We start from the raw sequence: 12,348 nt of genomic DNA on the forward strand, positions 1-12,348 counted from the left end.
ATAAATGGTAGATCCACATCACACTTTCGAATAGTCAAATTATTTGGTGTGCGACCTCAAAGAAACTGAACCCGGCTACAGCACACTGATAAAAAAGGCTTTTCATTAAACACGCTGCAAAGGCAATAGACACACAATGCTAAAGGAAGCTGAAAGTAACGCATTAAAAAAGGCTGGCAATGCCAGCCTTTCAGAGCCGCGCTAAAAGCGACTTTACATACGGTAACCCAGCGTAACCGAGGTGCGCGTATCGGTATGATCTGGCGCGCTCGCAGGCGGGTTAGAGTTCCAGGTCACGTTATAGGCGACTTTCAGGCCAAAATGTTCGTTGATAGCCACGTCCAGCGCCGTTTCGGAGTTGACGTTGGTATCTTCAGAGCCGAACACGGAAACGCCCTGTGTGAACTTAGCGTTATCGGTAAGCTGCCAGGTATAGATGCCAGACGCGTAACCCAGGCCCTGCGTTTTGGTATCGCCGTTGGTGTATTCGTCGTAACGCACACCCGGACCGAATTCAAAACGCAGGCTGTGCACCGGGCCATTCAGGAACTGACGACCATAACCGAGCGTCAGCACGTCGCGCTCGCGATAGCCGTTATAACGGTCTGTCAGCCAGCTCGCCTGACCAAACAGGTAATCATAATCGGTTACGTTTACGCGGCTACGTCCGCCCACCGCATATTTTTCGGAGGAGCGTTCGTCATTAGAAGAGGTATTGCTGGCATTTCCCCAGAGCGACCAGGCGGTGGTTTCACCATACCAGGTCAGGTTGCTGTCAGCCGTTAAAGAAGAACTTTTGGTATTGCCGGTTTGTGCCAGGTAACCCGCGTTTAAATCACCTTCAAACGGTTTTTTCGCGGTGGAAGGATCGTCCATGACAGTAAAAACGGTATTATCAGCCATCGCGTGCTGGCTCAGCAGCGCGCCACCCGCCAGCAGCATAGCCAGGGGTACTGTCTTAAAAAGCTTCATGTTGATTTTCAGGTCCATACAACAAAAAAAAGGACCATTACGGTCCCGTAACTTTTTCTCTGGATCAATAAAATCCGCCCACAGAAAGGTAACGAATTATAAAAAGGCACCTGTGGCTTAGCAATGAATTCCTTTCGCTATTTAAGAATAAGCGGACTCTTAAGAATAAACTTTTATTTATATAGAACGGTCATCCGATTAATATCGGGCACAAGGTAAAATCAGCACGTTATTCACCCACCGTCTGGCTGTCGGGTGCTACGCTTAGGGCAGTCTAAAAAACGGAGGCGATATGGTACGTATTTATACGCTCACGCTGGCGCCCTCGCTCGACAGCGCCACAATCACGCCGCAAATCTATCCGGAAGGGAAACTACGCTGCAGCGCGCCGGTGTTTGAACCCGGCGGCGGCGGTATTAACGTCGCACGCGCTATCGTCCATCTGGGCGGCAGCGCCACGGCCCTCTTCCCGGCGGGTGGCGCGACAGGCGAGCATCTGGTCTCGCTGCTTAATGATGAAAAGGTCGCGGTCGAGACGGTTTCCGCCCGCGACTGGACTCGCCAGAATCTTCACGTGCATGTCGAATCGAGTGGCGAGCAATACCGCTTCGTTATGCCAGGCGCCACGATTACCGACGATGAATTCCGCCAGCTGGAAGAAAAAGTGCTGACGATTGAATCGGGCGCAATCCTGGTCATCAGCGGCAGCCTGCCGCCCGGTGTCAGCGTGGAGAAACTCCAGCAACTGATTAAAGCGGCACGTGCGCAAGGGATTCGCCTGATTGTCGACAGCTCCGGCGACGCGCTGGCCGCCGCGCTGGAAGTTGGCGATATCGAACTGGTTAAACCCAATCAGAAAGAGCTGGCGGCGCTGGTGAAACGCGATCTGACCGCGCCGGACGATGTCCGTAAAGCCGCAGAAGAACTGGTGCAAAAAGGGAAGGCCCGCCGCGTTGTGGTTTCACTGGGGCCGCAGGGCGCGCTCGGCGTTGACGGTAAAGACTGCGTGCAGGTCGTGCCGCCGCCGATGAAAAGCCAGAGTACCGTCGGTGCGGGCGACAGCATGGTCGGTGCTATGACGCTGCGCTTATCCCAGGATGCCCCGCTGCTGGATATGGTGCGTTATGGTGTGGCTGCCGGCAGCGCCGCTACTATCAATCAGGGTACGCGCCTCTGCTCGCTGGAGAATACCGAGAGTATTTACCACTGGCTGACACGCTAACATTCCGGCCAGCCCCGGCGGGCTGGCATTTTATCGCTGACAATGAGGTTCGCCATGAGTGAAGTGACCCGCTATGTCGTCACCGTGAAGTTTCATGAGAAAAGCCTGACCGATATTAACGAACTGAATAACCATCTGACGCGCGGCGGTTTCCAGCTCACGCTTGCCGACGACGATGGCAAAATTCACGAGCTCGGCACCAATACCTTTGGGCTGGTCAGCGCGCTCAGTGAGCAAGAGGTGGCTGAGCTGGCCGAAGGGCTTGGCGAGGCGGCGCTCGATCAGAAGCCGCAAGTCACTGTCACCACGTTCGAAAACTGGCTGCGCGACAACGATACCGTCTGACGTCGCCCGTGCGCGGCAGGTTGTGCGCCCGCGCAGATTTTCGTCTGCACGGGCGCGTTAAGCTGATGTTCTTTACGGGAAACCTGGGAGAGTAATCATGTGGCATGCCATTACGCGTTTGTTAAACGAACAGCTGGGCACCGGTGAAATCAGCCAGCGAACCGAACTGCCGGGCGGTGAAATTCACGCCGCATGGCGAATCGACTGGGCCGGGCGCGCGATCTTCGTGAAATGCGACGATTCGACGCTGTTGCCCTGCTTTACCGCCGAAGCCGATCAGCTCAACCTGCTGGCGCGCAGTAAAACGGTCACGGTGCCGGAAGTGCTTGGCGTCGGCAGCGACCGCGAATATAGCTTTCTTCTGCTGGAATATCTGCCGCCAAAACCGCTCGATGCGCACAATGCCTTTCTGCTCGGTCAGCAACTGGCGCGCCTGCACCAGTGGAGCGAGCAACCACAATACGGGCTCGATTACGATAACCACCTCTCTACCACGCCACAGCCGAACGCCTGGCAGCGCCGCTGGGCGAGTTTTTTCGCCGAGCAGCGTATCGGCTGGCAGCTGGAGCTGGCCGCGGAAAAAGGTATGGAGTTCGGCGATATCGACAGGATCGTGGATGCGGTGCATCAGCAACTGGTTTCGCACCAGCCCGCGCCTTCACTGCTGCACGGCGATTTGTGGTCCGGCAACTGCGCGCTGGGGCCGGACGGGCCCTATATTTTCGACCCGGCCTGCTACTGGGGCGATCGCGAATGCGATCTGGCGATGCTGCCGCTGCACCCGGAACAGCCGCCGCAGATTTATGACGGCTATCAGTCGGTGCTACCGCTGCCCGCCGGCTTTCTTGGGCGCCAGCCGCTTTATCAACTCTATACCCTGCTAAACCGCGCCACGCTCTTTGGCGGTCAGCATCTGGTTGCCGCACAGCAGGCGTTAACCCGCGTTCTGGGCATATGATAAAGCGCGCGGCAGCGCGCGCGTTTACAAAAAGCCGAGCAGGGAGAAGAACACGTAGCCCAGCACCAGTACAATCACCGGCAGGATATAAAGCGGGAAGATTTGCAGGAAAATGGTATGGCGCGGCACCACGATGCGTGATTCCAGCGCCTCGCGGCTCAGCCCTTCTTCGCCTTTGGCGCGCTCCAGAATCAGGCTGTCTTCAACATGCTCACGCAGAAAACGCGCCTGGCGACACATCCGCGCGCCCGACGCCTGTAACGCCAGACCAACAAAAATCAAAATATAGATTATCCAGAAGCTGATATTCGCGTGACGCGTGAAATCGGGTTGCGGCGAGTTGTACCAGAAGACATTCAGGAACGGCGTATTAAAGCGCACCATTTCAATCATCACATGGGCGAAATCCATCATCACGGCGTTAATGCCCGGCTGCTTTTCGCTGTGCTGATACATAAATTTCAGCACGGAGATAATGGTGGAGAGCGTGGCAGGAATGAAAATCACCCATCCGGCGATGCGTTTTAAGACACCAATGCGTCCAGCTTGTTGATATGTCATGCTTTCCCCTTGATAGCGACGCGACAGATTGGCCTAAGTTTACCCTGTGAAGCGCCTTTTCGCCTGAATTTTCCGGCACATGGCAGGAAAGCGGTAGCCATAACGCGTTTTTCCGGCTATTCATTAACCTTCCCGCGTAACAAAAAAGGAGTGACACGATGTCTTCGCCGCGACAGATCCTCGCCGCTATTTTTGATATGGATGGTTTACTGATTGATTCCGAGCCGCTCTGGGACCAGGCGGAACTGGAAGTCATGGCGACGCTCGGGGTGGATACCTCCCGCCGCCACGAGCTGCCCGACACGCTGGGCCTGCGCATCGATCTGGTGGTGGCGCTGTGGTTCGCACAGCAGCCGTGGAACGGGCCGTCACTGGATGAAGTGACGCAGCGCATTATTACTCGCGCCATGACGCTGGTGGAAGAAAAACGCCCGCTGCTCCCGGGCGTGGCAGACGCGATTGCGCTCTGTAAAGCGCAGGGGCTAAAGGTCGGCCTCGCCTCCGCTTCGCCGCTGCGGATGCTGGAGCGCGTACTGACGCTGTTTGATCTGCGCGAGCAGTTTGACGTGCTCGCTTCCGCCGAACACCTGCCTTACAGCAAGCCGCACCCGCAGGTCTACCTGGATGCGGCGGCAAAGCTTGGCGTCGATCCGCTCTGCTGCGTGACGCTTGAGGATTCCGTTAACGGCATGGTCGCCACCAAAGCGGCGCGTATGCGCTCCATTGTGGTTCCGGCTGAAGAGAACCGCAGCGACGCGCGCTGGGCGCTCGCCAACGTGCGACTGAACTCGCTGACCGAGCTTGAGCCCTGGCATCTGAAAGGCTAAGCCCCTTATCGCCGCTGCCGACCGGCAGCGGTTTTCAGCTTTTGTTCCAAAAAATACCGCCCGCCGTCATATTTTTAAAACGCAGTTTCATTTAGCTTTGTTTTTTCTTCCGGCGACTCCTATCATTGCTCTGAATGCGAAAGGGACTTTCCCTGCGCCGCAATGATGAGTCAAAGAGGAACGGAACATGCTGGAGACATTCTCGCTTGCCGGAAAAGTGGCGATGGTGACCGGTTGCAATACCGGGCTTGGGCAAGGCATGGCGCTCGGGCTTGCCGCCGCCGGATGCGATATCGCAGGCATCAGCCGCCGTCCTGCGCGGGAGACCGCCGCGAAAGTCCACGCGCTGGGCCGCCGTTTTGTCGCGATTGACGCGGATTTAGCCACGGCACCGGTACAGCCGCTCGTCACCGAGGCCGTCGACGCGCTGGGGCGTATCGATATTCTGGTCAACAACGCCGGGATCATCCGGCGCGACGACGCGCTCGATTTCAGCGAAAAAGACTGGGACGATGTGATGGATCTCAACCTTAAGGCGCTGTTCTTTCTCTCGCAGGCCGTCGCCAGGCAGTTCATTGCTCAGGGCAGCGGCGGCAAAATCATTAACGTCGCCTCCATGCTCTCTTTTCAGGGCGGCATTCGTGTGCCTTCCTACACCGCGTCGAAAAGCGGCGTGCTCGGCCTGACACGGCTGCTCGCCAACGAATGGGCATCGTATGGCATCAATGTTAACGGCATCGCACCGGGCTATATGGCGACCAACAACACACAGGCGCTGCGCGAAGATGCCGAACGTAATGAGGAAATTCTGGCGCGTATTCCGGCAGGTCGCTGGGGAACGCCGGAAGATTTACAGGGGCCGGTGATTTTTCTTGCCTCCGGGGCATCAGATTATGTGAATGGCTACACCCTGGCAGTGGACGGCGGCTGGCTCGCCCGCTGAGCGCAACGCGAGGCGTCATGCGGGCTGCGGTGACAAAGTGTTACACCGTCACCACTTTTCTCTACTGTATAAAAACCCTATACTGGATAGATTGACAGTTACAGGGTTTTATCATGACGGCGGAAGGCCACCTGCTTTTTTCGATTGCCTGCGCGGTATTTGCTAAAAATGCCGAGCTGACCCCTGTGCTGGCGCAGGGCGACTGGTGGCATATTATCCCCTCCGCCATTCTCACCTGCCTGTTGCCGGATATCGATCACCCGAAGTCCTTCCTGGGACAGCGGCTAAAGTGGATTTCCAAACCCGTGGCGCGGATGTTCGGCCACCGGGGGTTTACGCACAGTCTGCTGGCGGTCTTCGGCGGACTGACCCTGTTTCTGTTAAAAGTGCCGGAAACCTGGATACTGCCTGCCGATGCGCTGCAAGGGCTGGTGCTCGGCTATCTCAGCCATATTCTCGCCGATATGATAACGCCCGCAGGCGTGCCGCTTTTATGGCCCTGCCGCTGGCGCTTTCGCCTGCCGTTGCTCTACCCACAAAAAGGCAATCAGCTTGAGCGCGTATTATGCATGGCGCTGTTTGTCTGGGCGGTCTGGATGCCGCAAAGCATGACCGACAGCAGCGCGATGAAATGGTCTTCGGCCGCCATCAATTCCCTGCAAAACACCTTTAATCGGTTTATTCATCACCAGATGGAACAGTAAATAAACTGAAATCGCGTTTTGATATAAACCATTCCATTTGGATATAAGGCACCCTGTTTTGATTCTGATACCCTTTGCGGCATAAAGGCATGCCATTTCGGCCATGCCGGTTATAAAAAATCAGGAGAACGGGGATGAATCTTCCACTGATAGCGAACGTTGTCGCGTTCGTGGTTCTGCTGCTGTTGCTGGCGCGCACGCGCCACACACAGTGGAGCCTGGCAAAAAAAGTATTACTCGGTCTCGCGATGGGCGTGGTCTTTGGCCTGGCGCTGCACACCATTTATGGTTCTGACAGCGAGACGCTGAAAACTTCTATCCAGTGGTTCAACATTGTCGGTAATGGCTATGTGCAACTGCTGCAGATGATTGTGATGCCGCTGGTGTTCGCGATGATCCTGAGCGCGGTAGCGCGTCTGCATAACGCCTCCTCGCTGGGTAAAATCAGCGTGCTGACCATAGGCACCCTGCTCTTTACCACGCTTATCGCAGCGCTGGTCGGCGTGCTGGTAACCAATCTCTTCGGCCTGACGGCGGAAGGTCTGGTGCAGGGAAGCGCGGAAACCGCGCGTCTCAATGCCATTCAAACTAACTACGCCGGCAAAGTTGCCGATCTGACCGTACCGCAACTGATCCTCTCTTTCATTCCAAAAAACCCGTTTGCCGATCTCACCGGCGCGAGCCCAACGTCCATCATCAGCGTGGTGATTTTCGCGGCGTTCCTGGGCGTGGCGGCGCTGAAACTGCTGAAAGACGACGCGTCGAAAGGCGAGCGCGTGCTGGCCGCTATTGACATCCTGCAGAGTTGGGTGATGAAGCTGGTGCGTCTCGTTATGCAGCTGACGCCATACGGCGTGCTGGCGCTGATGACCAAAGTGGTCGCAGGCTCTAACCTGCAGGACATCATCAAGCTCGGCAGCTTTGTGGTCGCCTCTTATCTGGGCCTCGGCATAATGTTTGTGGTTCACGGCGTGCTGCTGGCCGTGAATGGTGTGAGCCCGCTGCGTTACTTCCGCAAAGTGTGGCCGGTGCTGACGTTTGCCTTCACCAGCCGCTCCAGCGCGGCGAGCATTCCGCTCAATGTAGAAGCGCAGACGCGTCGTCTGGGCGTGCCGGAATCTATCGCCTCTTTCGCGGCGTCCTTTGGCGCGACGATTGGTCAGAACGGCTGTGCGGGTCTCTACCCGACCATGCTCGCGGTGATGGTCGCCCCGACGGTCGGTATTAACCCGCTCGACCCGGTGTGGATAGCAACGCTCGTCGGCATCGTGACCTTAAGCTCCGCCGGTGTAGCGGGCGTGGGCGGCGGTGCCACGTTCGCCGCGCTTATCGTACTGCCTGCAATGGGCCTGCCGGTGACGCTCGTGGCGCTGCTGATTTCCGTCGAGCCGCTGATCGACATGGGCCGTACTGCGCTCAACGTGAGCGGCTCCATGACCGCTGGCACGCTGACCAGCCAGTGGCTGAAGCAGACGGATAAAGCCATCCTGAACAGCGATGACGAGGCCGAACTGGCGCACCGTTAAACACGTAAGATGATGTTGTTATCAACCCCGGCCTGCGCGCCGGGGTTTTCTTTTATGGGCGTTTAGTTTCTGATAAAGACGAAAAAGCCCGCCAGTGAGCGGGCTTTTTTTTCAGGCGACAGCTTTCTTCTGCGCGTCGCGCCGGGCGATAAACTCCGCGGCGGGTACGATGCGGCTGAACGCTTCCTGAATGCGCATATCATTCTCGACCTCCCACAGATCGACAGCCGCCTGCAGGTTAAGCCAGAAATCAACTGAGGTTCCAAACGCTTTTGCCAGACGAAACGCCATATCTGTAGTGAGTTTGCGGTTATTGTTCACCAGCGCGCTCACACTATTACGATGGACGCAAAGCATCTCCGCCACCTCGTTGATTTTAAGGCCGAGCGGCTCCAGGTATTCGTACACCAGGATCTCGCCGGGCGTCGTGGGCTTTCTGGTTGCCTGTTTCATGTTCATTTCCTTAACGTTGCGGCGCGCCGCAATCAGTAATCATGCGGATCTAAATAGAGATCTTCCGCTTTGCCTTCCACCCATCTGAAAATCAGGCGGTAGTGATGGTTGACCCGAATCGATGAATACCCCTGCAATTTACCGCTCAGCGCCTCAAAGCGGTTGCCAGGCGGCGAGCGGAGATCGGAGATCGCGGTATGACGTTGCTGCATTGATGATGTCTAGTTTGCGCGCCAGTGTGGTATGAATTTCCGCCGGGATGTTGCGGTGTGGCGTCGAATACACGAAAAACGCCGCCAGCCAGGCGTCACGAAAACTGCCGATATGCTTCTGCATTCCATTGATACCTCCCTGTTTCTTTTCGTAATCATTTTAATGCACCGCTGCACAGTGCACAAGTGCGGTTTTAAGGTAAAATAAAACCCGCATTAGCGGGCTTCGTGGCTGACAGTCGGCAGCCTTACGACTGCGGCTGCCTGTACGGGGCGATAAACTCGCCCTATACCTCATCCTGTTTGAGCTGGTTCGCCCAGCGCTGGGCGGCTTCGGGGCTGCTGAAGGCGGGCGAGCGGCGAAAACGATCCCTGGACATCACAAACGCCACGTATTTGCCCTTCAGCACCCAGACATCCTCAAAACCCTCCATGCGATCCGCATGATCCGGCGGTGCCGGCTCCACGCGTGGAACATAGCTGATAACGGGACGATTCTGATGACGAAGTGGTTTCATAAGCGTCGGATTCACTGGCTGAAAACAAAAGATAAACCACTATGATAGCGGATCGGACGGCTCTGCGTCGCATCCTGCGTGCGCTGTACCGTTCATTTGCCGCTTTTTACGCCGTCGCCTTTTCCGCAAGAACTTCAGTGCTGTTCTATAGTTACCTTACATTTCATGCAGCCATCCGGTTGCTTAAGAAAAAGGAAAGGAGACGAGTTCAATGTCGAATGATGAGAAACGCCCTAACCATGAAGCCCCGTTCCACGACGCGCGCTCATCTGAGCCAGGGATGGGGTCGCTGGCGCCTGCCGATGGCTCCCACCGCCCTTCTCCGGCACCCACCCCGCCAGGTGAGCAGCCGACCGCGCCAGGCAGCCTGAAGGCGCCGGATGTCACGAACGATAAGCTCGGCGCGCTGGAGACCTTTCGCAAAGGCGGTGAGAATGAGGCGCTGACAACCAACCAGGGCGTGCGCATCGCCAACGATCAGAACTCGCTGCGCGCCGGCACCCGCGGCCCGACGCTGCTGGAAGATTTCATCCTGCGGGAAAAAATCACGCACTTCGACCACGAACGCATTCCTGAGCGCATCGTCCACGCGCGCGGCTCGGCCGCCCACGGCTACTTTCAGCCGTATAAAAGCCTGAGCGATATCACCAAAGCCGCGTTCTTAAGTGACCCAGAAAAAATCACGCCGGTGTTTGTGCGCTTCTCGACGGTACAGGGCGGCGCGGACTCGGCGGATACGGTGCGCGATATTCGCGGCTTCGCCACCAAGTTTTATACCGAAGAAGGGATTTTCGATCTGGTTGGCAATAATACACCGGTGTTTTTCATTCAGGACGCCCATAAATTTCCGGATTTCGTTCATGCCGTGAAGCCGGAGCCGCACTGGGCTATCCCGCAGGGCCAGAGCGCGCATGACACCTTCTGGGATTACGTGTCGCTCCAGCCGGAAACGCTGCACAACGTGATGTGGGCGATGTCCGACCGCGGCATTCCGCGCAGCTACCGCACGATGGAAGGCTTTGGCATTCACACCTTCCGCTTTATCAACGCCGAAGGCAAAGGCACCTTCGTGCGCTTCCACTGGAAGCCGGTGGCGGGTAAAGCGTCGCTTATCTGGGATGAATCACAGAAACTTACCGGGCGTGACCCGGATTTCCACCGTCGCGATCTCTGGGAGGCCATCGAAGCGGGCGACTACCCCGAATATGAACTCGGCGTGCAGCTGATCCCGGAAGAGGACGAGTTTAAGTTTGATTTTGACCTCCTCGATGCCACCAAGCTCATCCCTGAAGAGCTGGTACCGGTGCAGCTGGTCGGCAAAATGGTGCTGAACCGCAACCCGGATAACTTCTTCGCTGAAAACGAACAGGCGGCGTTCCACCCGGGCCATATCGTGCCGGGGCTGGATTTCAGCAACGATCCGCTGCTGCAGGGCCGTCTGTTCTCTTACACCGACACCCAGATAAGCCGTCTCGGCGGGCCGAACTTCCACGAAATCCCGATTAACCGCCCGACCTGCCCGTACCATAATTTCCAGCGCGACGGCATGCACCGGATGGATATCGACACCAACCCGGCGAACTACGAGCCAAACTCGATCAACGATAACTGGCCGCGCGAGACGCCGCCTGCGCCGAAAGCGGGCGGATTTGAAAGCCATCAGGAACGCATTGAGGGCCATAAGATCCGCGAGCGCAGCCCGTCGTTTGGCGAATATTACTCCCAGCCGCGCCTCTTCTGGCAGAGCCAGACGCCGGTCGAGCAGCGCCATATCATCGACGCCTTCAGCTTTGAGCTCAGCAAAGTCGTGCGCAGCTATATCCGCGAGCGCGTGGTGGACCATCTCTGCCATATCGATATTTCGCTGGCGCATCCGGTGGCGAATAATCTTGGCATTACGCTTACTGAAGAGCAGATGCATGTCGCGCCGCCGAAGGACGTTAACGGGCTGAAGAAAGACCCGTCGCTGAGCCTGTATGCCGTACCGGGCGGCACCGTGAAAGGGCGTGTGGTCGCCGTCCTGTTGAATGACCATGTGAAATCCGCCGATCTGCTCGCCATGCTGCAGGCGCTGAAATCGCACGGCGTGCATGCCAAATTGCTCTACAGCCGGATGGGCAGCGTGACGGCGGATGATGGCTCGCAACTGGAAGTGGCAGGCACGTTCGCCGGATCGCCGTCCGTGACCGTCGATGCCGTGCTGGTGCCGGGCGGTGCGGCGAGCGCGCTTGCCGATAACGGCGATGCGGTCTACTACCTGCTGGAGGCGTATAAACATCTGAAAGCGATCGGCCTGATGGGCGACGCGCGCGGTCTGAAGCGCCATCTGGCGGTGCCGGACACCGGCGAAGAAGGTATTGTCGAAGCTGACGACGCCTCCGGCAGCTTTATGGATGATTTCATCCACCAGCTCGCCTGCCACCGCGTCTGGGCGCGTACGCCGAAAGTGGCGTCAATTCCGGCTTAATCGCCATTGTGCTATCAAAAAACGCCGCCTGCTGCGGCGTTTTTTGTGCATGTGCCATAAACATCAGACATAAAAAAACCGGCCGGAGCCGGTTTTTTTGTCAACAGCACGATTATTTTTTCGGCGCCTGCGGGTCGGTGTCGTACTCGGCACAGGTCTGGTAGCCGGAGTTCATCACGTGGCCTGTATCGTCCAGCGCAACGAAATAGGTTTCGGTTTTACCATTACGGCTGCCCAGAATATAGGTCTGGCAGGTACCGCGAGCGTGGATCATGGTCACTTCTGAAGACGGTTTACCGGCAATCTGCATCACCTGCTGACGGCTCATGCCTTTTTTCACATCTTTTACTACCGGCTGGGTAAACTGATCGGCGGTGCGATCGTAAGCGGTACACCCTGCCAGCATCGTCATAACAGCCGCTGCACCCAGAAACCCTGCAAACTTCTTGTTCATTGTGTCATCCTCTTTTTTTCAGCGTGTGCAGATAAGCCTGGAATATAAAATAACATTTTTCAACTTGTTACCTGAAACAACGTCAAATTAAGAGTATTCCCTCAGCCAATACTGATTACGTTAAAACCGTCTGACACCGCGCAGGGCGGCGACAACTTGTCGTTTTGCCCACAACGGGTTAGCTTT

Annotated in this window: 13 protein-coding genes and 1 pseudogene; 8 read left to right on the plus strand and 6 right to left on the minus strand. The window is 56.8% G+C overall.

Annotation, left to right across the window (positions count from 1 at the left end; translation table 11 throughout):
- Window positions 1-213: 213 nt before the first annotated feature.
- Window positions 214-972, minus strand: coding sequence for a DUF481 domain-containing protein (locus G6041_RS06795; RefSeq protein ID WP_004386559.1), 759 nt, complete (start codon window positions 970-972; stop codon window positions 214-216).
- A 292-nt stretch (window positions 973-1,264) separates the two neighbouring features.
- Here G6041_RS06795 and pfkB point away from each other — a divergent pair, with 292 nt between their 5' ends.
- The 3 genes from pfkB to G6041_RS06810 all read left to right on the plus strand — a co-directional run bounded on the left by pfkB (window position 1,265) and on the right by G6041_RS06810 (window position 3,497).
- A complete protein-coding gene (pfkB, locus tag G6041_RS06800; protein ID WP_007894023.1) occupies window positions 1,265-2,194 on the plus strand; it encodes a 6-phosphofructokinase II in 930 nt (309 codons plus the stop codon).
- A gap of 54 nt (window positions 2,195-2,248) precedes the next feature.
- The gene (gene ghoS, locus G6041_RS06805; RefSeq protein WP_004386561.1) at window positions 2,249-2,539 is read left to right on the plus strand and encodes a type V toxin-antitoxin system endoribonuclease antitoxin GhoS; all 291 of its coding nucleotides are present in this window, start codon (window positions 2,249-2,251) and stop codon (window positions 2,537-2,539) included.
- 97 nt (window positions 2,540-2,636) lie between these two features.
- Window positions 2,637-3,497 carry a fructosamine kinase family protein gene (locus tag G6041_RS06810; protein WP_012125005.1) on the plus strand — a complete coding sequence of 287 codons (861 nt, stop codon included), beginning with the start codon at window positions 2,637-2,639 and terminating at the stop codon, window positions 3,495-3,497.
- Window positions 3,498-3,521: 24 nt separating this feature from the next.
- Here the strand turns inward: G6041_RS06810 and G6041_RS06815 are convergent, their stop codons facing one another.
- The gene (locus G6041_RS06815) at window positions 3,522-4,058 is read right to left on the minus strand and encodes a YniB family protein (protein ID WP_004386563.1); all 537 of its coding nucleotides are present in this window, start codon (window positions 4,056-4,058) and stop codon (window positions 3,522-3,524) included.
- A 158-nt stretch (window positions 4,059-4,216) separates the two neighbouring features.
- Here G6041_RS06815 and hxpB point away from each other — a divergent pair, with 158 nt between their 5' ends.
- The 4 genes from hxpB to G6041_RS06835 all read left to right on the plus strand — a co-directional run bounded on the left by hxpB (window position 4,217) and on the right by G6041_RS06835 (window position 8,058).
- Complete coding sequence (gene hxpB, locus G6041_RS06820) at window positions 4,217-4,885, plus strand: hexitol phosphatase HxpB (RefSeq protein WP_004386564.1); 669 nt, start codon at window positions 4,217-4,219, stop codon at window positions 4,883-4,885.
- 187 nt (window positions 4,886-5,072) lie between these two features.
- A complete protein-coding gene (kduD, locus tag G6041_RS06825; protein WP_012125006.1) occupies window positions 5,073-5,828 on the plus strand; it encodes a 2-dehydro-3-deoxy-D-gluconate 5-dehydrogenase KduD in 756 nt (251 codons plus the stop codon).
- Window positions 5,829-5,941: 113 nt separating this feature from the next.
- On the plus strand, window positions 5,942-6,532 hold the full coding sequence (locus G6041_RS06830; RefSeq protein ID WP_007792738.1) for a metal-dependent hydrolase: 591 nt from the start codon (window positions 5,942-5,944) through the stop codon (window positions 6,530-6,532).
- A gap of 134 nt (window positions 6,533-6,666) precedes the next feature.
- Complete coding sequence (locus tag G6041_RS06835) at window positions 6,667-8,058, plus strand: L-cystine transporter (protein ID WP_012125007.1); 1,392 nt, start codon at window positions 6,667-6,669, stop codon at window positions 8,056-8,058.
- Between the two features lie 111 nt (window positions 8,059-8,169).
- Here the strand turns inward: G6041_RS06835 and G6041_RS06840 are convergent, their stop codons facing one another.
- From G6041_RS06840 to cedA, 3 genes and pseudogenes are all read right to left on the minus strand, one after another.
- Window positions 8,170-8,511, minus strand: a complete 342-nt coding sequence (locus G6041_RS06840; protein ID WP_032989868.1) for a HigA family addiction module antitoxin — start codon at window positions 8,509-8,511, stop codon at window positions 8,170-8,172.
- 32 nt (window positions 8,512-8,543) lie between these two features.
- Window positions 8,544-8,847, minus strand: a pseudogene (locus tag G6041_RS21305) (type II toxin-antitoxin system RelE/ParE family toxin).
- Between the two features lie 163 nt (window positions 8,848-9,010).
- Window positions 9,011-9,256, minus strand: a complete 246-nt coding sequence (gene cedA, locus G6041_RS06855) for a cell division activator CedA (RefSeq protein ID WP_255311546.1) — start codon at window positions 9,254-9,256, stop codon at window positions 9,011-9,013.
- Between the two features lie 196 nt (window positions 9,257-9,452).
- On the opposite strand from cedA, the gene katE reads away from it, so the two are divergent.
- The gene (gene katE / locus G6041_RS06860; protein ID WP_166491644.1) at window positions 9,453-11,708 is read left to right on the plus strand and encodes a catalase HPII; all 2,256 of its coding nucleotides are present in this window, start codon (window positions 9,453-9,455) and stop codon (window positions 11,706-11,708) included.
- 112 nt (window positions 11,709-11,820) lie between these two features.
- Here katE and osmE read toward each other — a convergent pair whose 3' ends face one another.
- Window positions 11,821-12,162 (minus strand): osmotically-inducible lipoprotein OsmE, encoded by a 342-nt coding sequence (gene osmE / locus G6041_RS06865; protein WP_004387341.1) that lies wholly within the window; start codon window positions 12,160-12,162, stop codon window positions 11,821-11,823.
- Window positions 12,163-12,348: the final 186 nt, after the last annotated feature.

The organism is Cronobacter sp. HA18003 (assembly GCF_011605905.1).
Taxonomy (GTDB): Bacteria; Pseudomonadota; Gammaproteobacteria; order Enterobacterales; family Enterobacteriaceae; genus Cronobacter; species Cronobacter sakazakii.

Excerpts from the sequence above, each read along its gene's own strand:
- G6041_RS06795 (WP_004386559.1), bottom strand. The coding sequence starts at position 972 with ATGAAGCTTTTTAAGACAGTACCCCTGGCTATGCTGCTGGCGGGTGGC.
- pfkB (WP_007894023.1), top strand. The coding sequence starts at position 1,265 with ATGGTACGTATTTATACGCTCACGCTGGCGCCCTCGCTCGACAGCGCC.
- ghoS (WP_004386561.1), top strand. The coding sequence starts at position 2,249 with ATGAGTGAAGTGACCCGCTATGTCGTCACCGTGAAGTTTCATGAGAAA.
- G6041_RS06810 (WP_012125005.1), top strand. The coding sequence starts at position 2,637 with ATGTGGCATGCCATTACGCGTTTGTTAAACGAACAGCTGGGCACCGGT.
- G6041_RS06815 (WP_004386563.1), bottom strand. The coding sequence starts at position 4,058 with ATGACATATCAACAAGCTGGACGCATTGGTGTCTTAAAACGCATCGCC.
- hxpB (WP_004386564.1), top strand. The coding sequence starts at position 4,217 with ATGTCTTCGCCGCGACAGATCCTCGCCGCTATTTTTGATATGGATGGT.
- kduD (WP_012125006.1), top strand. The coding sequence starts at position 5,073 with ATGCTGGAGACATTCTCGCTTGCCGGAAAAGTGGCGATGGTGACCGGT.
- G6041_RS06830 (WP_007792738.1), top strand. The coding sequence starts at position 5,942 with ATGACGGCGGAAGGCCACCTGCTTTTTTCGATTGCCTGCGCGGTATTT.
- G6041_RS06835 (WP_012125007.1), top strand. The coding sequence starts at position 6,667 with ATGAATCTTCCACTGATAGCGAACGTTGTCGCGTTCGTGGTTCTGCTG.
- G6041_RS06840 (WP_032989868.1), bottom strand. The coding sequence starts at position 8,511 with ATGAAACAGGCAACCAGAAAGCCCACGACGCCCGGCGAGATCCTGGTG.
- katE (WP_166491644.1), top strand. The coding sequence starts at position 9,453 with ATGTCGAATGATGAGAAACGCCCTAACCATGAAGCCCCGTTCCACGAC.
- osmE (WP_004387341.1), bottom strand. The coding sequence starts at position 12,162 with ATGAACAAGAAGTTTGCAGGGTTTCTGGGTGCAGCGGCTGTTATGACG.